Origin of the sequence: Vibrio sp. 10N.286.51.E5, assembly GCF_041469125.1 — a bacterium.
Lineage (GTDB): Bacteria > Pseudomonadota > Gammaproteobacteria > Enterobacterales > Vibrionaceae > Vibrio > Vibrio crassostreae_C.
In genome coordinates this window covers 61,977-83,082 of sequence record NZ_JBFRJZ010000020.1, presented here as the reverse complement: position 1 = coordinate 83,082, position 21,106 = coordinate 61,977, and the positions used below count along the sequence as shown (strand labels likewise).

At 42.9% G+C, this 21,106-nt stretch carries 15 protein-coding genes and 3 pseudogenes; 8 read left to right on the top strand and 10 right to left on the bottom strand.

From position 1 onward, the window contains the following. Positions 1-87: 87 nt before the first annotated feature. The 3 genes and pseudogenes from AB4161_RS07215 to AB4161_RS07205 all read right to left on the bottom strand — a co-directional run. Positions 88-1,832 (bottom strand): annotated as a pseudogene (locus AB4161_RS07215) (EAL domain-containing protein). An 835-nt stretch (positions 1,833-2,667) separates the two neighbouring features. After that, positions 2,668-3,147, bottom strand: coding sequence for a type II secretion system protein (locus AB4161_RS07210; RefSeq protein WP_017060589.1), 480 nt, complete (start codon positions 3,145-3,147; stop codon positions 2,668-2,670). Positions 3,148-3,397: 250 nt separating this feature from the next. Further along, positions 3,398-4,786 (bottom strand): annotated as a pseudogene (locus tag AB4161_RS07205) (putative bifunctional diguanylate cyclase/phosphodiesterase); the annotation flags it as partial. A 182-nt stretch (positions 4,787-4,968) separates the two neighbouring features. Between AB4161_RS07205 and AB4161_RS07200 the strand changes: the two are divergent. Next, the gene (locus tag AB4161_RS07200) at positions 4,969-5,658 is read left to right on the top strand and encodes a response regulator transcription factor (RefSeq protein ID WP_372083084.1); all 690 of its coding nucleotides are present in this window, start codon (positions 4,969-4,971) and stop codon (positions 5,656-5,658) included. Then, a pseudogene (locus tag AB4161_RS07195) lies at positions 5,651-7,001 on the top strand (sensor histidine kinase). The gene AB4161_RS07200 and the pseudogene AB4161_RS07195 overlap by 8 nt, the downstream one beginning before the upstream one ends. A 144-nt stretch (positions 7,002-7,145) precedes the next feature. Here AB4161_RS07195 and AB4161_RS07190 read toward each other — a convergent pair. Both AB4161_RS07190 and AB4161_RS07185 read right to left on the bottom strand, forming a co-directional pair. Beyond that, positions 7,146-7,682, bottom strand: a complete 537-nt coding sequence (locus tag AB4161_RS07190) for a GNAT family N-acetyltransferase (protein ID WP_017069226.1) — start codon at positions 7,680-7,682, stop codon at positions 7,146-7,148. Positions 7,683-7,879: 197 nt separating this feature from the next. Then, complete coding sequence (locus tag AB4161_RS07185) at positions 7,880-8,641, bottom strand: IS5 family transposase (RefSeq protein WP_372083083.1); 762 nt, start codon at positions 8,639-8,641, stop codon at positions 7,880-7,882. A 152-nt stretch (positions 8,642-8,793) separates the two neighbouring features. On the opposite strand from AB4161_RS07185, the gene AB4161_RS07180 reads away from it, so the two are divergent. After that, positions 8,794-10,059, top strand: coding sequence for an HD-GYP domain-containing protein (locus AB4161_RS07180; protein WP_029235617.1), 1,266 nt, complete (start codon positions 8,794-8,796; stop codon positions 10,057-10,059). Positions 10,060-10,193: 134 nt separating this feature from the next. Here AB4161_RS07180 and AB4161_RS07175 read toward each other — a convergent pair whose 3' ends face one another. The 4 genes from AB4161_RS07175 to AB4161_RS07160 all read right to left on the bottom strand — a co-directional run bounded on the left by AB4161_RS07175 (position 10,194) and on the right by AB4161_RS07160 (position 12,939). Continuing rightward, entirely contained in the window at positions 10,194-10,643 is a 450-nt protein-coding gene (locus AB4161_RS07175) for a PTS sugar transporter subunit IIA (protein ID WP_372083082.1), read from the bottom strand. Next, positions 10,640-11,896 (bottom strand): PTS ascorbate transporter subunit IIC, encoded by a 1,257-nt coding sequence (locus tag AB4161_RS07170; protein ID WP_017064873.1) that lies wholly within the window; start codon positions 11,894-11,896, stop codon positions 10,640-10,642. Before AB4161_RS07170 ends, AB4161_RS07175 begins: the two co-directional genes overlap by 4 nt. Before the next feature lie 10 nt (positions 11,897-11,906). Then, positions 11,907-12,176, bottom strand: coding sequence for a PTS sugar transporter subunit IIB (locus AB4161_RS07165; protein WP_017064872.1), 270 nt, complete (start codon positions 12,174-12,176; stop codon positions 11,907-11,909). 286 nt (positions 12,177-12,462) lie between these two features. Then, positions 12,463-12,939 (bottom strand): hypothetical protein, encoded by a 477-nt coding sequence (locus AB4161_RS07160; RefSeq protein WP_372083093.1) that lies wholly within the window; start codon positions 12,937-12,939, stop codon positions 12,463-12,465. Positions 12,940-13,552: 613 nt separating this feature from the next. Here AB4161_RS07160 and AB4161_RS07155 point away from each other — a divergent pair. From AB4161_RS07155 to AB4161_RS07145, 3 genes are all read left to right on the top strand, one after another. Beyond that, positions 13,553-14,761, top strand: a complete 1,209-nt coding sequence (locus AB4161_RS07155) for a NupC/NupG family nucleoside CNT transporter (protein ID WP_017060598.1) — start codon at positions 13,553-13,555, stop codon at positions 14,759-14,761. Between the two features lie 321 nt (positions 14,762-15,082). Further along, positions 15,083-15,352 (top strand): hypothetical protein, encoded by a 270-nt coding sequence (locus tag AB4161_RS07150; RefSeq protein WP_372083081.1) that lies wholly within the window; start codon positions 15,083-15,085, stop codon positions 15,350-15,352. 45 nt (positions 15,353-15,397) lie between these two features. Then, on the top strand, positions 15,398-16,015 hold the full coding sequence (locus AB4161_RS07145; protein WP_017064868.1) for a class I SAM-dependent methyltransferase: 618 nt from the start codon (positions 15,398-15,400) through the stop codon (positions 16,013-16,015). A 144-nt stretch (positions 16,016-16,159) separates the two neighbouring features. Here the strand turns inward: AB4161_RS07145 and AB4161_RS07140 are convergent, their stop codons facing one another. Beyond that, on the bottom strand, positions 16,160-17,302 hold the full coding sequence (locus tag AB4161_RS07140) for a DUF3541 domain-containing protein (RefSeq protein WP_017060606.1): 1,143 nt from the start codon (positions 17,300-17,302) through the stop codon (positions 16,160-16,162). Between the two features lie 283 nt (positions 17,303-17,585). Here AB4161_RS07140 and AB4161_RS07135 point away from each other — a divergent pair, with 283 nt between their 5' ends. After that, positions 17,586-18,941: a diguanylate cyclase gene (locus tag AB4161_RS07135; RefSeq protein ID WP_102398618.1), complete on the top strand. Its 1,356-nt coding sequence runs from the start codon at positions 17,586-17,588 to the stop codon at positions 18,939-18,941. A gap of 163 nt (positions 18,942-19,104) precedes the next feature. Then, entirely contained in the window at positions 19,105-20,664 is a 1,560-nt protein-coding gene (locus AB4161_RS07130) for a DEAD/DEAH box helicase (protein WP_372083080.1), read from the top strand. The last annotated feature ends 442 nt before the right edge of the window (positions 20,665-21,106 follow it).

Here is a 21,106-nt window from a genome sequence, read left to right as displayed (position 1 = left end):
CACATCCTTGTGGGCTTCAAGCAGCTGTATGAGCGATGATTATTTGAATAGGCAATGGTTGCTCGTCAAGGTTTCTATTAGGGGGGCCTATTGCTCCTCTGAGTCATTGGGCCGGCTATACAGATAGCCTTGATGTAAGTTGTAGCCTAGCTGACACAAGATATATTGCTGCCTGCGCGTCTCGACACCTTCATAAATCATCGTGATATTTGATAAGCGTCCAATCTCAGAGATATTAAGCAATACACCCTGATGGTGCTCTCCTGACTCGATATCCTTAACAAAGCAACGATCCAGTTTTAGATAGGCCGGAGAGATAACATTGATGATTTCGATGTTGTTATTGCCCGTACCAAAGTCATCCAGAGCGATAGTGATACCAAGCTTTTTGATATCCTTAATGTTATCGATAACCTCACATCCATAGCCAATGTTCGAATATTCAGTAATCTCGACGACAAATTCATTCGCTTCCATCACGGCCAAATGCTCTCTGAGCCTTGCGAAGTTCGATCCCACCAAAGCGCTCGGACACACGTTGACACCATAGACGCATGGCTGTTGTGTAATTTGGCTTTTCTGACCGTCTCGATGAGCAAGATAGTGTGAAAGGTGAGTAAATTGGTGCGTCTCATGGTGTTGATGAAGCTTAAAACGCCAACGTTACGCACACGAGATAGCAACTCGTAATACAGGACGCAGTTGTCTTCGGTGTTGATGATCGGCTCTTCTTCAAAGGAGATGTGTTTCCAACGAAACAGGTAGATCACGAAACCCAGAATATAGGAGCGATAAAGCAGGGTGGCGAGTATCAGAGAAAGCGCAATCCATAGTGCAACAATGTCGTCACTGTAGAAGGTGATGGTTGCACCCGTTGGTAGGGAGGTTTGATAGATAGATTTACTCTCTTCGCCAAGGTTTAAGATGTGGTAACCATTCTTCTGGATGGAAATCGAATCGACTAATAGAGGCAATAGTGAGTTCTTGTATCGAGCTTCGATAGATCGTTTAGATATTCGAGCAACCATCTCAATGTCGTGCTCGGTATCCATGAAGCGTGAATAGGCAAAGTCAGCACTATCGTAGAAGTCGTCTAATTGATTGAGCTCTATCATCTTAGAACGTGTTTTAGAGATATAGCAGGAGTCATAAGGTGTGGTCATGACGACAGAATCAAGGTTGAGCGAGTGCCTTAGCGAGTGCACAGCCCCGTGGCTATCGCAACCGTAGTCCATGACTTCTGCGGCAATGTGTTTGGTGTTCTCACTGTATTCATTCGCAATCTTCGTCGTATAAAGGATTTGGGAAAAGTAGACAACGAATAGGAAAAAGGAAGAGATGGTGAACACGGCTATCAGAGCCTTAATTAGCTCTCGATGATAGCTGTTGAACATCAGTTTCAACATCTCGAACTGGCTGGGCTTGAACTGGTTGATGTCGTACTTAGGTGCGATACGGTTGGTTGAGCTTTTATCGAGATCGATAAAGTAACCTACCTTATAAAGGTTAGAGATAAGTTCGCTATTATTATCTACCTTCGCTTTCTTACATAAGCTTCGATATTTCTTTCTTATAGAAGCAATAATATTTTTTAACGCGTATAAGCTAAACTCTTCGTCAAAGTGTAATTTAAAAGATTCTTCAACATCTCGTGCAGATTGAGGGTTTGATATTGACGAGTGTTCAATAAGGTATTTGAAAACAAAACTCTCTTTACTATTAAGAGTTTCCTCTGATATCTTATTACTGTCTCTTTTTATGTATATTTTTTCTTCATTGTAGATTAGTTGCAAGCTCTCATTATTGTTATTTATATTGAAAGAACAGTGCATAGCTTAACTCCTAAGCGATAGTTATTATATTTGTGTGATGGATATGTGATGGCTGGGATTTTCATTCAACACAAGAGTTCGATCTAAATAATATAACCAAAATGTCACCATTTTATCTCAAGATGTTGATACTAATCGCAGAATTTGGGCTTTAATGAAAGGTTATGGAGATATTCACCCAAAAGTTGAATTTATAAATGAAAGCCAATGATTTACAAGGGGTAAGGGGGATTTATCCATTTGTTTTGGTATTTATCCATTTCACAGCTTCTACGCGGTAGGTTTAGCGACTGGATTTAGAGGTTTCTAATGTAGCTTCTGATGGTATTCATTCGGTTTATCGATGTGTGAGATTTATCAGAATTTTTCATGATAAAATTAAATTATGTCATTTTATGTGATATTAATATAATTTATGTGGCGTATTGTTTTGGTGATTTAATTAAAGTAATCAATGATAGAATTAATTATATTTGTTGAATGATTGACTTTAATTTATTCTGTTACGAAATTTAAATAATTAAACTTTAAGGTGGGATATTTAAAATAGGGAAAGGATGATTTTTATCATGATGTGTTGATTAAAGAATTTTAATGGAATTATTATTGACATATGTATCAAATATGTGTCTATGTAAATATTAATCGGCTAGTGATGAAAATAAGATATGAATGAGGTTGGTGTTATACCATGAGCACTGCCTAAAAGTATAAGCAGCAACAAGTTAGATCAATTAGTGTTATTTTTGAGCAAATGTTAGCGTAACCACATGATATTCAAAGATCTGTTGCGGTGGCTTTGTGTTAACTATGGAAGCGTGCAATCGTTGAGTATTTAACATGCACCATCAAGCACCACGATCTGTGGTTCTTTTTCTGGCTGATAAAGCACCTGACAAAAGTCTCCTTCTGGCGAATAGGTGTAGTTTTCGGTGTCGAAAGAGATGGCGGCTACTCTTTCTGCATTGCTGCCAGAGTCTACTTCTTTGTTGATGACATGAAGCTCTGTTGCGTCGATATTGAGCAGTCTTCTTAGTGAGTCAACATAGGCGATTGGGTAACCATGACAAACGTAGTAGGTCTCAATCTCCGTCTTTTCAACATAGTTGCACTCATCCTCAACGCCAGCAATCGCTGACTTCGCGTAGATCATATCGATACCCGTGCGAAGGTTACCAGCCACATCATGTATTTTACTCGCCCGAGCACTTCCTTGAACGTCTAAGAACTTGACCATAGCTGTCGCCGAAACGATCGCTAAAATTAATACAGAGATGATGAGTTCTAAAAGAGTGAAGCCGTTTTGTCTGTTCATGGTTACCGATTATTTGCTCTGCTAAAGGGACGGAATGAGGGTAATCTAAATACCAAAGTCATTACAGTTAGTGGGTATAATGGTTTGGTGTTTTATTGTGTGAATTTCTAAGTAATTTTCGATATAAACAATAGCTTAATTATTTCCTCTTACTGTTAAACGCTATGTAAGCATACGTAAGCGTACACACCCAAAGCAGCCGATTGTTTAGGAAGCATTCAAACGACTTAATTTATTGATAAATAAGTCTTTAATTGTAGGATTGTCGACCATTCAAAAACTGACTTTCGACTTCATTTGAGGGAATTGGTTTACTAAATAAAAATCCCTGAAGATACTGGTATCCACAATCGATTAAGAACGCTTTTTGCGTTTCGGTTTCGACACCTTCAGCAACCACTTTTAGCCCCAATTTTTCACAGATAGCATGGGTGGCTTGGACAATCGCTTTGCTCCCTTTGTGTGAACCGTGGACGAAGCTTTTATCGAGTTTCACGGTGCTAATCGGTAAGTCATGCAACATCGACAGTGACGAGTAGCCTGTGCCAAAGTCATCAAGGTGAAGCTCTACGCCCAATTTAGAAATATCGCTTAACGCTTGCCTGACTTCACCATGCTTGAAGATCATGGAAGATTCGGTGATCTCAAGGGCGATGCTTTGAGGTTGGATATTGTAGAAGTTCAACATTGCTAATAGCTGCTCGGCAAAGGTCGCGTGCATCTGAATACTCGAAATATTGATACTCATCATCAACTCACTATCAAACTCACGTTGCCATATCGATAGCTGTTTGAGTGCAGAGTTCAGAACCCATTTCCCGAGCGGTACAATCTGCCCCGTCTCCTCCGCTAAGCTAATAAACTCATCAGGGCCTATGTTACCTAGCTCTTTGTCTGACCATCGAAGCAAGGCTTCAAACCCTTTCACCTTGTCGCTGTTGGTGTTCATGATCGGTTGGTAGTGAAGGTTGAGATCGTCGTTTTCTATGGCGCGTGCCAGTCGATGGCGGATCTCTACTTTGCGATGCAGGGTTTGTGCTAAGTCTGGGGTAAACGTTTGGAAGCGGTTTCGACCATTCGCTTTTGCAAGATGCATCGCCATACCCGCTTGCTTTAGCAATGTTTCTTGGTCAACCGCGTTATCAGGGAAATGCGCGGTACCTATGCTGCAACCGACAGATAAACTGCCGATGCCTCTGATATGGAAACTTCGGTTTAAGGCATCAATGATGCGAGAGCAAAGTAGTGGGATATTTTGATTTCGGCAGGTGTGGGCAATCACAATGAATTCGTCGCCACCAAATCGCCCTATCATGCATTTCTCATCAACCAACTGTTTAAGGCGTTCACCAACCTGTTTGAGTAGTTGGTCTCCGACAGTGTGCCCATAAGTGTCATTAACTAATTTGAAGCCATCAAGGTCGACAAACATCAATTCAAACGGTGAGCGATAGGCAATGCTGGTTTCTAGAAGGTTGCTGATCCCACGGCGATTATAAAGCTCCGTTAAACAGTCGTGTTCTGCGTTGTATCTGGCTTTTATCAGCTTCTCTTTTTGCTTTGTTGTACAGGTTAGGTTTAGCAGCAGTTCGCTTTTATCAAAGAGCCACTTTCCTTGCACATCAAAATGGTGTGCTCTGAAGGAGGAAACCTTGATAAACCAAGGCGCACCGGTTGTTGGTTCTCTATTCTGTAAACGTGTATGTACAAAAGTGATTACTATGTTTTGCGTACGGTAAATGTAGGGCTCTGATTCCAATATTGATGATCTATGACCAGTATATATACTGCCTTCGCTTTTAATAAATACTGGTGATAGGAATGTCGAAAACCAAAGTGCTCATTGTTGAAGATGACCAAGAGATAGCTCGTCTAACGACGCTTTACCTCGAAGCTGAAGGTTACAATGTTAGCGTTGTTCATCAAGGGAACTTGGCACTTGAAGCGATCCGTAGTATTGAACCTGATTTAGTGCTGTTGGACTTGATGCTTCCAGGGATGAGCGGCGCGCAAATTTGCCGTCAAGCCCGTGAGTTTTACAATGGAATGATTTTAGTGCTAACGGCTTCCGCCGATGAAATGAGCGAGGTCAGCTTGTTTAAATTTGGTGCGGACGATTACGTTGCCAAACCGATTCGTGGCCATGCCTTGTTAGCGCGAATTGAAGCGTTATTGCGTCGAGCGACTCCCGTAAAAACTGCGCAAGAAACTACGGCTGAAAAACAGTGCGATATTGTAATCAACAGCTCTGCTCAAAGTGCCACGCTCTACGGCCAAAACCTCAAGCTTACTTCTGCTGAATTTGAAATCTTAAACCTTCTCGTTAATAACATCTGTCAGGTCGTGACTCGAGACCAGTGCTGTCAGTTATTTAGAGGGATAGATTACGCGTTCAACGACCGCTCGATTGATATGCGCGTGTCTGGGTTACGCCGAAAGCTGCGCATTCACGCAAAAGACAAACAGTTGATTCGTACGGTTCGCAACAAGGGGTACATGCTGGTTGCGTAAGTTCATTGCTACGAAGCTTCGCTCGGTTTCGATGTTTGCTCGCTTATACCTTGGGATTGTGACTGGGATGTCGGCAACGATATTTTTGTTCTTGAACCTTGGTGAGGGGCACATGCGACGCACCGAGATCGAAACCTTCCTCAATGATGGCATCTACTTTGCGGAGCAGTATGTTCGTCAACACAATCAAGAAAACTCACTCTATAAAGAGCTCGATAGAACAGGCTACCAACAATTTTATATCTTCAATTTACGCCTGTTGGAGAATTGGTCGGGCGAGGCGCCTTGCCAACTAATGTGAGTTATACACAACCTTAAACGGTGTGCCGATATATCTAAGTGATGACAACCTCTATTCGACCGTGTTTCAGCTACCAAACTCTAAATTCAGTTTTGGGTTCAGTGAGGTAGGGGACTTTTTCTCTCCTGACATTGAATGGTACGAAGACTCAGAACGACACTTTTTGTTAGGGCTGTTGTTGGCTGTGATTGTGGCGATTGGAGCAAGTGTTTACTTACCTGTGAGGCGTTTTCAAGAAAGAATAGAGTTGCTCGTCGAGAAGCAGAAACAGTTTGGTAAGGGCAAGCTTAGTACTCGATCTGACATGGACGACATCCATCCTGTTTCTGATTTGGCCAGCAGTTTTAACTTCATGGCTGAAGAGATCGAAAGCAAAGTAAAACAAAGTCATATTTTCGCTCAAGCTATCCCACACGAAGTACGAACTCCGCTAAGTCGTATTCAACTGGCGACCGATATCCTAAGAAGGGGAGCCCCCGATAATCATCAGGTTCTTTTCGATGACATTGATACCTACATTGAGGATATCAACGAGCTCACGTCAGAAATCATCATGCTGTCGAAGTTGAATGTCATGGATAACTCTTTCTTTGAGCTCGTTAAAGTGACCTCCGATCTTCGTGAGTATTGCCTAGACCGAATTCGTTACTCGAAACTAGACAATGCCACCTTTGAATCTAAGGTACAGCTAGAGTGCAAGATTAAGTGTGATTGCTCAATGGCACGCTTGGTGTTCGATAACGTTCTCAAGAATGCGGGTAATTACACACAAGACAAAGTGTGGATGACGCTGGATGAGAACTCAGAAAACTGGCTGGTGGTGATTGAAGACAATGGTTCTGGAATACCGGAGAATAAGCGTGATGAGGTATTTCTACCGTTCTCTCGATTAGATTCAAGCAGAACGTCGACCACAGGTGGATTGGGGTTAGGCCTCGCGATTGCTCTATCGGCGGCTAAAAAACTTTCTTGGGATATCAAAATCGACGACAGCAACCATGGTGGTGCCAAGTTCAGTATCGTGATTCCTAAGATCGCATAAACTGTAGCTTTAAGAACTCTTCAGGCTCGTCAAATAACAAAGCCACGGACTAATACCGTGGCTTTTTCATATTCCGATTTACAAGCTAGTGACTTCTTAGTACTACTGCTTAGAGCTTAGAGCTTAGAGCTTAGAGCTTAGAGCTTAGAGCTTAGAGCGATGAAGTCCATAAATAGCGTGGTCTACGATGCGGCCATTCAAGTTCTCGTTACGAGTTATAATACCTTCTAACGTGAAATGTAAGCGCTCACAAACCTTGCGGCTGCTTTGGTTACCGGTTGCGGCTGATATCTCTACCTTTTCCATATCTAACTCATTGAAAGCAACATCAATCAGCTTCTGGACAACGCGCGTCACAATCCCCTTTCCTTGGTATGTCTCAGATAACCAATAACCTATCGTCACCTTTTGCTTATCATGATCAATAGTATTGAAACTGCAGTTACCGACGACCTTGTCTTGATACACGATCGCACAGGTCATGCTTTTCCCTTCCGCATAATCGTGTAGCGAGCGTTGGATGAAGATCCTAAAGTCTTGCTCGGTTTTACAATGTGGCGGCCACACGAGCCATTGACTTAGGTACTCATTCTGGCTTTGTGAGATTTCCGCGTAGTGAGAAGCGAAGCTCTCTTCAACCAATGCGATGGAGAGTTCGTTGTCGATAACCGTTTTAAACATGTCTTTCCTTTTCTTATGGCTGCTTATTTAAGCGAATCTTAGTCGGCAGGCTATAATGTCGCATGATTTTTAATATGCAACCATTGGTAGCACGGATTTTTCGTGATACGTTGGTTCTATCACGAAACTCATTAAACCTTACAATAGTTGTGTATATAATTATTAGGGCGTGTTGATCTTTGCTGTACATTCCGTGTTCAACAATACATCGGTAGCCACATTAACATGAATGCCAGCGATAACATGCTGGCATAATTCCTTTCTAGCTTGTCATATCTACTTGAAATAGCTCGATAATGCTTAATTCTCCCAAAGGCATTTTCGACCAAGTGACGATACTTGTATAGACACCAATCCATACTGTCTTTGTCTATATCTTGTCCGTAATTGCGTTTAGCAATTACCGTTTCTCCGCCACGTTCCTTAACAAAAGTACGGAAAGGTTCGCTGTCATATCCTTTATCACAAACGATGGTATTAACTTCTTCGAGTTGCTCAACTAAGCTTTCGGCATGCACTATATCGTGGCGTTGTCCCTCTGATAAATCAAAGCAAATCGGCAGGCCACCACTATCTACAGCTAAGTGAATTTTGGTTGAGTTGCCCCCGCGACTTTTTCCTATTTGCTCTGAACTTTCAGTAGCTGCACCTGTACTATGCTGATGCGCTCTAACTATAGAGCCATCAAGAAATACCCATTCAAAGTCAGCCATGCTAGATAAGATTTTGAAAAGATTATCTAAAATCCCTTTCTTTGACCAAAGATTAAATCGTCTGTAAACGGTACTCCACTCTCCGAACTCAGAGGGTAGATCTCGCCAAGGAATACCTGTTCTCATTCGATAAAGTATTCCTTCAAATGTCATTCGATGTTCAGTTTTATCGTAAATACGACCTGTACTTTTCATAACTTGGAGTAGCAGTTCCCAGCGAATATCAGTTAGCATTGTTCTTGGCATGGTATTGGTTATGGTTTTACTTTTGGCGAAGCAAATTATAACTCTTTACCATGCTGTTCAAAAAACACTCACGAAAGATCAACACGCCCTAGCTATGCATTAGTATTAGCGGCCTAAATATATAAAAAATATAAAAATGCTAGGCTTAAATAATGAATCAACATTGCCAGGACGTGACCGTGGACTTAAGGAAGGCTCTATTCGGTATTGCTAAGGCGCTTGATAACGTCGGTTTCGAAAGTAAAAATCATGGACAGAGAGTGGGCTATATCGCGTATCGATGTGCTCTGAGTGTGGGGTGGGAAGAAGAGCAAGCGCAGCTCGCGTTTTCGTTAGGCTTGATTCACGACTGTGGTGTCTCGCAAATTGATGAACAGCTCAGTTTAACGTCTGGGTTTGTACCTGACTCAAGCTATCACCATTGTCAAAAGGGCTACCAAATCTTAAAAGAGTGCCCAGTTCTTTCTATATTTGCTAAGCCGGTTCTTTATCACCATACTCCGTGGTCTGAGCTAAGGGCTATTCATATCAGCGAGTTAGAAAGAGAACTAGCTGCCATCGTGATGCTTGCCGATAGAGTCGATTATCTATACGGCATAACCTCTTCTGATCGTTATGGAAACCTAACACCAGATGGCAAAGCGAGCATCATTGAACGTTTGACTGAACAAGCGGATGAGATGTTCGAAACCAACCTTGTGCAACACATGTGCGAGTTGGTTGATTTGGATGACTTCTGGTTTTCTATGGAGATTCCATACATCGAGAACATGAGGGATAACTTTGAACCTGTGCCATTTTTCTCCCAGCAAATGTCGCTGGATGAGACGGTGGCCTTTGCCGAGTTTATCGCCAATGTTGTTGATACCAAAAGTTCGTTTACCTTTAAGCACTCTTTAAAGGTTGGGCAGCTTTCAGAATACCTCGCCAAACAGCTGGGTTATTCCTACACCACTCAGCGCAAACTCTATCTGGCTGGGTTAGTCCATGATATCGGTAAACTGCAAACCCCTAATGACATTCTGCATAAGCCGGATTTACTCACTGAAGAAGAGTATTGCTGTATTAAACGCCATGCAACGGACACTCGATTCGCATTGCAGGAGTTGTTCAGTTCACCTCAGGTTTGTCAGTGGGCATCTAATCATCATGAAAGGTTAGATGGTTCGGGTTACCCAATGGGAAAAACGGCGGAAGAGTTGGATCAACCCAGTCGAATTGTTGCTGTGGTGGATGTGTTTCAAGCGCTAACTCAGTCTCGACCTTATCGTGGAGGCATGACGTTAGAAGAGACTCTCGCTATTTTGAGGGACCACGTTGATAACTTTAAGTTGGATCGAGAAGTGTTTGAGTGCCTTAATAAACACGCGCAATATTGCTTTGAATTATCGACAGACAAACGAATGTACGCGTTTTAACGCCACTGAATGCTTTCTAGGTGTGATGCCTTAACTCATATTCGATGAGAAATGACCAAGCACCAGAAACAGAAAAGCGATAGCCGAGGCTATCGCTTTTTTCATGGGGGCTTATCAGGATCTTTATATCGAGATTAGTATCGTTTTAAGATCTCGATGATCGCTTGCTCAGTTTCCGCTGCGATGATGGCATCGATGTCATCATCATTTTGGAACAACTCTGATAGCGCCATAATCGTATGGATGTGGCTATCTGAGTCCATCGCTGCCAGAGTAATCGAAAGGTAAACGTCACCGTTGTCTTCTGACTCTAAATCAACACCCTTCTTGAATACCGTTACTTGCAGTGATGCTTCGTTCACACCATCTTCAGGGCGAGCATGAGGCATCGCAATCTTTGGTGCTAGAACATAGTACGCGCCAATATCCTTGTGTTTTTGCTTGATAGCTTCAACATAGTTTGCTTCGATTTTGTTGCTCGCTAGCAGTGTTGAACAGGTCACATCTATCGCAGCATCAACCGTTAGGTTCTCTTCAGAGTTGATGATAACGCCTTGGTTACCAATTAAATCGAATAAGCTCATGAAACAATCCACCCTAGGATAAGACCAACAACGCCGAAGTCGAAGTCAGCAAACGTTGTCGCTTCAAGACCAAGGCCACCCAGTACTGGAAGCAGTAGCATTGGTAGGAAAGAGATACACAGACCTTGCGTGAATGAACCGAGAATTGCACCGCGTAGACCGCCTGTCGCATTACCGTAAACGCCTGCTGCACCACCTACGAAGAAGTGTGGAACGACGCCAGCTACAATGATTGTCCAGCCAAGCGCGCCTTGAACTGCCATTGCTAGTAGGCCAGCAGCGAAAGAACAAAGGAAACCGATAAGTACCGCGTTTGGTGCTACAGGGAATACCATAGGGCAGTCTAGAGCAGGTTTTGCGCCCGGTACTAGCTTGTCAGAGATACCTTTGAATGCAGGAACGATTTCAGCAATCAGCATCTTCACACCTTGCAGTACGATGTAAACACCACCGGCAAACACAAGAGATTGCATGAAGGTGAATACTACCCAGTTTTGACCGCCTGATACTGTTTCAACAAAGTCACCGCCAGCAACAATTGAGGCAAACATAAAGAAGATAGCCATTGTTGTTGCTACAGCAACTGGCGTATCACGCAGGAACATTAGGCTTTTAGGTACGTTGATGTCTTCTGTTGATTTTGAAGTGTCACCAAACTTGCTACCAATGTAACCCGATACTAAGTATGAGAACGTTGAGAAGTGACCCATCGCCAACTGATCAGTACCCATCACTTTCTCTGTGTATTTTTGAGCAAGTGCAGGCATGATAACCATCAGTGAACCCACAATGATCGAGCCGATTGCAACGAGAGCAGTGCCTTCGATGTTAGCTGTAGACAGGATTACCGCTACCAGCATAGACATGAACATTGTGTGGTGACCCGTTAAGAAAATATATTTTAAAGGTGTTAAACGAGCCAATAAAATATTCACAACGAATGCGAAGAACATAATTAGAGCCATTTCATAACCGAATGCTTCTTGTGCTAATGCAACAATTGCTTCGTTATTTGGAATAACACCACTTACGCCGAATGCTTCAGTAAATACAACAGAGAAGTTATTTAGTGCGCCAACAAGAGCGCCAGCACCAAAACCTAAAATTAGGAAACCCATTACGGTTTTAATTGTGCCTTTTAGAATGGTAGAAACATCTGCTTTTTGTGCAACCAGGCCGATAAAAGCAATTAAACCTACCATGATCGCCGGCTCTTTTAATAAGCCGAGCATGAACTCGAAAAAGTTTTGCATAATTTTGACCTTACATGAAAGTTTTTAGTTGTTCTTCAATAGATGCTTTGTCAAAAATATTTTTAAGGCTGATGATATTCTCTTTACCAGCGTCTTTTAGTTGGTTTGCAACGTCTGTTGCTGCAACCCAAATATCCGCATTGCTTGATGCTGCAGATGATAGATCTTCGTGATCAACTTCTGCTTCGAAACCGATTTTTTTAGCGACTTCTTTTACTGCCATTTCCATCATTAGAGAAGTACCAAGGCCGTTACCGCAAACTACAAGAATCTTTTTCATAATATTTGTCTCAATTGGATTTTAGGGGTTGAGAAACTTCGTTCTCTTATTGTGTGAGAGCATAGTAATGGAAGTATTCAGATTTCAATAAGATCTCCATCACAAAACCAAAATGAGATTGTGATGGAGATCTCGTTAATTTGTAGTAAAGATCCAGAGTGAGACTTTGATCAAATTTAACTTTTCACTCGAATATGCAACGTCTTTTATTTAGAAAGGGAGGAGGATCTTTATTTGGATATTAGAATATGAATCTTGAAAGGTTTAGCTAAGACAAAATATTGAATTAATCGTATCGGCCGTAATCGGTAAGCATTTTCTTAAGCATGCTATTAACGTCTTTAGTCTTTTTACTTCTTTTAGTTAGCTGGCTTAGAGAGGTTGGTTTTGATGCTTCAAGTTTATCTTCATCAATATCTTCAACTTTGTCTTTCATTTTTTGTACTGCTGGCAATAGCATTCTAATTTCTTCATTATCAGCATTTGTTAACACGACAATATTTTCAGACTCAACTTGAGTAATGGTTAATATTCCGTGTTTAACCGATTCAACCTGTTCGCCAATCATAATTGACTCAGGAGCAACCGAACGATCGGTGAGTTGACCTGTACGTAATTTCGCTGCACTGATAGCGCGGATATTTCCGGTATTTTCAAACGCGACAATAACAGTATAGGTATTATAATATTCAACTACTGTCACATAGCCGTGTCTATTTGTTTTGAATCTAGCTCCATTGTTCATGTCGTGCGGAGCTTCCATTTTCTTCACGTGTTTCCTCTCTTAGTCTCAATGGCTGTTATATCTAATCAGCTCTATTGGTATTTTATAGATAATTATTTGGTGAGATCACACAAAGTATATACGCATCTAAACTTAAGATGAATCTTGAAGTCTCGGGAAATGAGGCAGAGCACAGAAAAGCAGTAAGAATCACACAGAATTAACCGAGTGATTACGCTCACACACTTAAAGACTTAACATTACAAATTCAACTCCCTACAGATTGTTTACAGTTTTGAAGCACGAAAATGACGACAAACAATACATTTTGCTTAATCCTTGACCGCGCGATCGTTTGCGTCAAAAAATGTGATGAAAGTCTCACTTAACTGTTTATACTTCTCTTCCGGTTTTAAGCCGGTGCTTAGCCAATACAAGCCGTCACATGGATATGTGAATGACCCCACGGACCGGACCAGCTACGTTCCACTGCTTGTATAAGGTGATTTTTTACATGAACAACTCGTTGTTACATTCGCTAACCCTGTTAGCTCCTTCATCGCGTAGCGTTTTGCTTGCGGTTCTTTGTCCTGTTCCTTTGATGTCATTTGCTTGGCTCATGTTCACTCTTTAAGGATTACTAGGACACATTATGAATATTCTATTTGGTTTTGTCGGTGTTCTTGCACTGATTGCTTGCGCGTACCTGCTATCTGAAAGTCGTTCTTCAATTAACTGGAAAACGGTCTCTCGTGCACTATTACTTCAAATCGGATTTGCAGCCTTAGTATTGTATTTCCCATGGGGACAATTGGCGCTAACAAGCCTAAGTAATGGTGTTTCTAGCCTGCTTGGTTTTGCAGACGTTGGTATCGCATTCCTTTTCGGTGACCTTGCTACTGAAGGCTTCATTTTCGCGGTTCGCGTGCTTCCAATCATTATCTTCTTCAGTGCTTTGATTTCTGCGCTTTATTACTTAGGCGTTATGCAAAAAGTGATTCAAATCTTGGGCGGAGCGGTGCAAAAACTGCTGGGTACAAGTAAAGCTGAATCTCTGGTTGCTACAGGTAATATCTTCCTTTCTCAGGGTGAGTCTCCTCTTCTAATTCGTCCCTTTTTAAAGTCTATGACTCGTTCGGAACTGTTTGCTGTAATGGCCGGTGGTATGGCGTCGGTAGCGGGTAGTGTACTTGGTGGTTATGCTGGCCTCGGTGTTGAGCTTAAATACCTTATCGCTGCAAGCTTTATGGCGGCTCCGGGCAGTCTGTTAATGGCGAAGATCATCGTTCCTGAGCGCAGCACACCAAGTGATTACGACCATATCGAACTAGATAAAGCTGACCAAAGCAACGTGATTGATGCATTGGCAAGCGGCGCGATGAACGGTATGAAGGTTGCGGTAGCGGTTGGTACTATGTTGGTTGCCTTCGTGAGTGTGATTGCGATGGTCAACACTGGCCTAGAAAGCCTAGGTGAAACGTTCGGTTTTGCGGGTATTACGCTGCAAGCTATCTTCGGTTACCTGTTCTCGCCTCTTGCATGGCTAATCGGTATCCCAAGTGATGAAGTATTGATGGCAGGTTCTTACATCGGTCAGAAGATCGTTATGAACGAGTTTGTTGCTTTCATCGACTTCGTTGAGAACAAAGCGCTACTATCTGAACACAGCCAAGTAATCGTGACTTTTGCTCTGTGTGGCTTTGCTAACATTGGTTCTATCGCAATTCAGTTAGGTTCAATCGGTGTTATGGCACCAGAGCGCCGTGCTGAAGTTGCAAACTTAGGTTTGAAGGCTGTAGCTGCTGGTACGCTAGCAAACCTAATGAGTGCATGCTTAGCGGGTATTTTCATCCTGCTTTAAGCTAGATTCAGTTAAAGCGGACACTTTGCTTACGGAGTTAACGTAAGAAGGGTGTCCGCTTTTTTGTGCCTGTTAATCAGGCGAAATCGGGTTTTGGCCGTCGACTGTGATTTGTCTATAGTGAGTAAAAGCTCACTCGGAAGAGTAATAGAGCCAGTTCCTTTTATCCGATATACTTGAATATCATCAGGTTGCGATTAATAACATTCGGCTTCGATTAAGAACATTCGATTTCGATTGAGAATATTCGGTTCCGACTAAGCATATCCGCTTTCGATTAGGAACAATGGCAACCAAGCTAAATTAATCAAGGGTCTCTCCATGAACATTCGCGTTCTCATCGGTCTTATTGTTACCTTCATTGGCTTGTTTTCGATGGTTTACCTAATTGCTGGCGGCGCTCAGTTTCCTATCGACCAGTGGCCAAAAGAGGCTTATCTCGGTTTGGTGTTCAGCGTGGTGTGGGGGGCTGGTGTCGCAGCGTCTGTAGCGTATTTCTTCTCGGCATTGGTGTTTGTTACTGTCGCCGTGGTTTGCTATGCGATCGGTTATAAAATCGGTGGGCTCTTTTCTTCAAGTTCTAAAGCTTAATCTTATCAAGGTGTGCTGATGTTCATTGAAGTAGGGCTGATTTGAATGCACTGGCTCGATCGTTGGAAGGTGTATCGCTATCATCGGAAACAAACTAACCGCTCGAATGGCGACAAGGCTAAAGCTTTAGGTTGGACTAGCGAAGAGAGTCAATTGTGTCGCTTTGAAGTAATCGCTCGTGCGGCGGACTTCGAAAAGAAGAGTGTTTTAGATTTGGGTTGCGGCTATGGCGAGCTGTTTGAACTGCTCGACAGCATCTATCGTATTCAATCTTATACCGGCGTTGACCAACACGCAGGCTTTCTTAAGAAGGCGAAGCAAAACTACACAGAAGATCGTTGTCAGTTTTTGGCGGGTGATATGAGCAAAATGAACCTTGAGGCGCACGACATTGTCATCGCTAGTGGTTCACTGAACTACATCTCTCGTGATTCTGATTATCTGACAAACATGATTACTCGCATGTATGAACTGGCGAATCAGACGGTGATTTTTAATCTTCTCAACTCAAGCCAGTATCCTTCGCGTAATACCTTGATGAGTTATCACCCTCAAGGTGTCTATCGTTTCTGTAAAACGCTCTGCGATGATGTCTCTTTAACGGAGGGCTACGCAGAAGGGGATTTTACGATAGTGATGAACAAAGCCGTGTCAGGAGCTTGATGTCGTCTTTGTTTTTATCTTTATGCAGGTTTTGATATTAACAACTTTTGATACGAGTACTGACGTAGTAAACAGCAAAAAGCCGCAGCCTTGAAAGGTATGAGGCTTTTTGGGTTCTATGATGAACCTAGGCTAGGTATGTTGCTAGTTCTTCGGTGGTTGGTTTTTAATGAGTCCGTAAGGGATGTTAGTAAACACCTTAGGGTTGCCTTCATAAGTCGGCGCTTCATTCACTTGCTGCCAATCGAGTAGCATGATTGCTAACACGTTGCGGTGTTCACCGTACTCAAGATCAAAATCACCAGTGATAGAAGGGATCATGCCTTGTTTCTCATCGATTGAAGCTTGAATCGCGAGTCGAGTTTTCTCTAGAACTGGGTCATCTTCTAAACCTGCCAATAAGAAGGTTAATCCAACCTCAGCAATCACATCTTCTTTCGCACGCAGCAGAATCGTATCGATGTTTTCTCTAAAGTAATCGTAGATCCATTGATGGTCTTGTTCGCTTACTTGATGTTGGTAATATTCTGAGTCGCCGAAGATGACGTGTGTCATACCATAGATCTTATTGCCGAATTGCTGGCTTGAGAGTTTTTTGTCTTTATCGTCTGGATACGCTTTTTTGAAGGTATCGACAAACTCATCAACGACATCCTGCTCACCCAGTTGGCGCAACCAGTAAACCTGATTCGCTAATTGAGCGGCCCACGCTTTCACCATGTCTTCATTGGTCACGTATCGTGAGAAGTCATAGCGACGAATGATTTCGCGTAGCTTGGCATCGTTCTTGTGTTCTAAACCGTATTCGTTAGCACGAGCCATAGAGCCTAGAAGGTCAACACCAAGGTAAAGGTATTCAGGCATGTGCTTGGTGATGTTGTAGCGTCGAATACTGCGCTCATCGTTATCACCAATATAAGATGCAACTCGCTTCTCTGAGTAGAGTACGATTTGTTCCATGGTTTGAACGTCATTCGACAGGGTGCTGAGCTTGCTTGCCACTCGAGCCATGTCGCTCCACACCGCCGCTGAATACTTATCGTCTAATGTTTGACGATACATGCGCAGCCCGTAGTGACCTTCTTTGAATGCAGGCAGGGTGTAAAGCTGGCTTTCGTAGGTGGTGCGAATTAGGTCTGCAGATTGCTTGAAAGATTGTTCTTGAGAATTGAGCGAATCTGCTTGGGATTGAACGTTCACTGCGGTTGGCGCTTGAACGTTTTCTTGTGCGTGAACGGCAACCGAGGCTGATAGCAATGTACACAGTGTGATAGTTTTTAACTTCATGTCGTGAGGTACCAAGCTGATTATTAGTCTATGTAAAATAACATTGATGAATCCTTCAATGTAAGCGTTGAGTCAATACAATGTAAGCTTTATAAGGTTCACTAACCCTTTTTGATTAAACCATTCGTTTAGTAAAGAAGTTTGAAGTGATGGATCACCCAATATTTGATAGATAGTCGACATTAGTATGGATTTTTAATGACTTAGCGGCATACTGGGGCAATAAGCCAGAAATGAGCCGTTATAAGGCAGTATATAGAACAATAGTGTTAGAGGTTCGTAAATGCCAAGTGGTTCTAGCAAGCAGTGGTCTGCCAGAGTAGTATCTTTTCTTTTTTTCCTTGCGATAGTAAGCGCAATTGAGTTCTTTCATGCCAAGCAATTAACTTTTCTTAAAAACGAATCGTATTCAGAGGCAAAAAAGCAACTATCCATTATTCGTTCTCGGATTGAAGCCGCGATCGTGTCAGATATGTATATCCTCAATAATTTCTCGACCTTAGTGACCATCAACCCCGATGGTGAGGTGAAAAATTGGGATAAGATTGCTGAGAATATCATTCAAGATGGCTTCCATATTCGACTTATCGGACTCGCCAAAGACGACATTCTAAACTTTGTTTACCCGATGGAAGGTAATGAGCAGATTCTCGGTATTAATTATCGTGATCACCCAAATCAATGGGAGTCTGTTGAGATAGCCCGTAATCTTGGCAACACCTTTATTGCCGGTCCTTTTGAGCTGTTTCAAGGTGGACAAGCCCTCATTGCACGCACTCCGATCTTCCGAGACCCGCCTTTCAATCAAGATTACTGGGGTGTCTCCAGTGCTGTTATCGGTTTAGATGAGCTGTTTGAAGATGTTGGAATCGGCAAGATAGAGAACAAGTATGAATTAGCAATTCGTGGTGCAAACAGTTCAGGGAAAGATGGCGCTGTCTTTTATGGCACTCAGGATGTGTTCGATAATGCGTTCGCCACTGAACAGGTGAGTTTCCCATACGGGGGTTGGTACCTGGCTCTCTCCGGTAACGAACATGTATTGATGGATGAGCCTTGGTATCGAATCCAAGCGGTAAGGCTGGTAGGCTACTCCATTATATTAGTGTTGGCGTTTGCCTTCTTTACTATTTATCGTCTGTACCGGATTGCAGATAGCCGCTCTATGCATGATGAGCTAACGATGTTACCGAATCGTCGATACTTCATGTATAGCCTCAAGCAGGCTTTCAAAACCACTCAAAAACAGAGAGCGAGAACCTTTGCTGTTGTAAATATCGACCTCGATGGGTTTAAAGCAATCAACGACACTTATGGTCACGCGGCAGGCGATCAGGTATTGATCGAGTGTGCTAACCGCATAAGAAGTGAGCTGCGTGTTTCAGATATCGTTGCAAGGATAGGCGGTGATGAGTTCTTGGTCTTGTTGCCACGCATTATCGATGATCAACACGTATCTTCAATCGTGACTAAACTACGAAAGGCGATATGCTCGGCGCCAGTTGTGTACGAAGCGCACTCTATTTATCTCAGAATCAGTGTGGGTTGGGTTATTCACAATAGTAACTACAATGATGTCGATGCGCTCTTGAAAGCCGCTGATGAAAAAATGTACGAACAGAAGCGACAAGTTATCTAGGTTGAATTTTAGCTGCGATTAGAATTTAGTTGCTGAATGGGGGGAAAAGCCTCAGAATACCGCGCTTTGCTCCGTATCAATGTATTTGATGAGCAAAAGCTGAAGCAACGCACTTTTTAACGTGTTGCTCATACTAAATGTTATTCAACTGAGAAAATAATCTATGAGTTTTACCTCCCTTGGCCTTTCTGAACCGATCCTTAAAGCTATTGAAGCACAAGGTTACGATAAGCCATCACCAATACAAGAGAAAGCCGTGCCAGCTGTCCTAACGGGCAAAGATGTTATGGCCGCTGCTCAAACAGGTACAGGTAAAACTGCAGGCTTCACGCTACCTATTCTTGAAATGTTATCGAAAGGTACTCGCGTACGTCAGAACCAAGTTCGTGCGCTCGTGCTAACGCCAACTCGTGAGCTTGCTGCGCAAGTGAATGGCAGCGTAGTGAAGTACGGCATTAACTTACCGCTGACTTCGACGGTAGTGTTTGGTGGTGTGAAGATTAACCCTCAGATGCAAAAACTGCGTAAAGGTAGTGACGTGTTGGTGGCAACACCTGGTCGTCTACTTGACCTATACAACCAAAATGCAGTGCGTTTTGACCAACTAGAAATCCTAGTGCTAGATGAAGCGGACCGCATGCTAGACATGGGTTTCATCCGCGATATTCGTAAGATCTTAGCTTTCTTGCCTAAGAAGCGTCAGAACCTACTGTTCTCAGCGACGTTCTCTGATGATATCCGCAGCTTAGCGAAAGGCTTAGTGAACAATCCTGTTGAGATTTCAGTAAGCCCTGCAAACTCGACGGCAAAAACGGTTGAGCAAAGCATCTACCCAGTAGACAAAAAGAAAAAGAGCGCAATGCTAGCGAAGCTAATCAAAGATAACGATTGGCAACAAGTGTTGGTGTTCAGCAAGACGAAACACGGTGCGAACAAGCTTGCTCGCTTCCTTGAAGAGCAAGACATCACTGCTGCACCTATCCATGGTAACAAGAGCCAAGGTGCACGTACTAAAGCCTTAGAGAACTTCAAAACAGGTAAGGTACGAGTACTTGTTGCAACTGATATCGCCGCTCGTGGTATCGATATCCCGCAACTGCCTCAAGTAGTTAACTTCGATCTTCCTCATGTATCAGAAGACTATGTACACCGTATCGGTCGTACTGGCCGTGCAGGTGAAGTAGGTAAAGCGATTTCATTGGTTTGTGCTGATGAAGTGGGTGAGCTGTTCGGTATTGAACGCCTGATTCAACAAGTGCTAGAGCGTCGTGAACTGGAAGGTTTCTCTCCAGTAAATAAGTTACCTGAGTCTCGGTTGGAGTCACGTCCAATCAAGCCTAAGAAACCGAAGAAAGCAAAACAGCCACGTGAACATGCTGATGGTCAACGCTCTGGTGATAACGCTCGCGGGCACAAGCCAGCAGGTAAGAACAAGCGTCATGTAGCTGGTAATGGTTCGGCTCCAAAGCGTAAGCCGACATCTGGTAAGAAACCTGCTGCAAATAACGCAGGTGCTCAGAACACTCTGAGCAAACCAAGCGGTGCGGGTAAATCTAACGGTACTGGTAAGCCAAACAACGCGGGTAAACCTGCAGGCAAACCTAAGAAGTCTGGTTACGGCGGTAGCTACGGCCCAAGCAAGTCGTCAAATAAGCCGACAAGCAACAAACCTTCGACAAACAAACCGTCTCGAAGCCGTTCTAAGCCAGCTCCTCAGAAGTAATCTTTTCTGAGATATTGAAAGAGCAATGAACAGGAGTCGCTTTATAAAAAGGCGTCTGGTGGGTTAAGTTCTTTCTGTCATAGAAATCGAATAAGCGCGAATATTGAATCTCAATGTTCGCGTTTTTTTATGGGCGCTGTTTGGGGTATTGTTGATGTTGAGTAACCGTATAGCTTGAGTAAGCTAGGGGAGGTTTATTGCTGTTTAAAGTGATTGAATCTAAGGGAAATATGACATTTTTGGGAAGGGTAATGAATCTTTAATTATTCATTAATAATAACATAATCACTAGCGTTTTTGTTGGATTTTGCAATTTGCAATTCCAGTTTGCAAAACAAACAAGGATATCCGGCCAATACGTGTCCAGATGCGTAGTAAATACGTGTTTTAAAAGTTGGCACGCATGCTGCATTAGTAATGGTGACCCTTCTTAAGCCGAGGG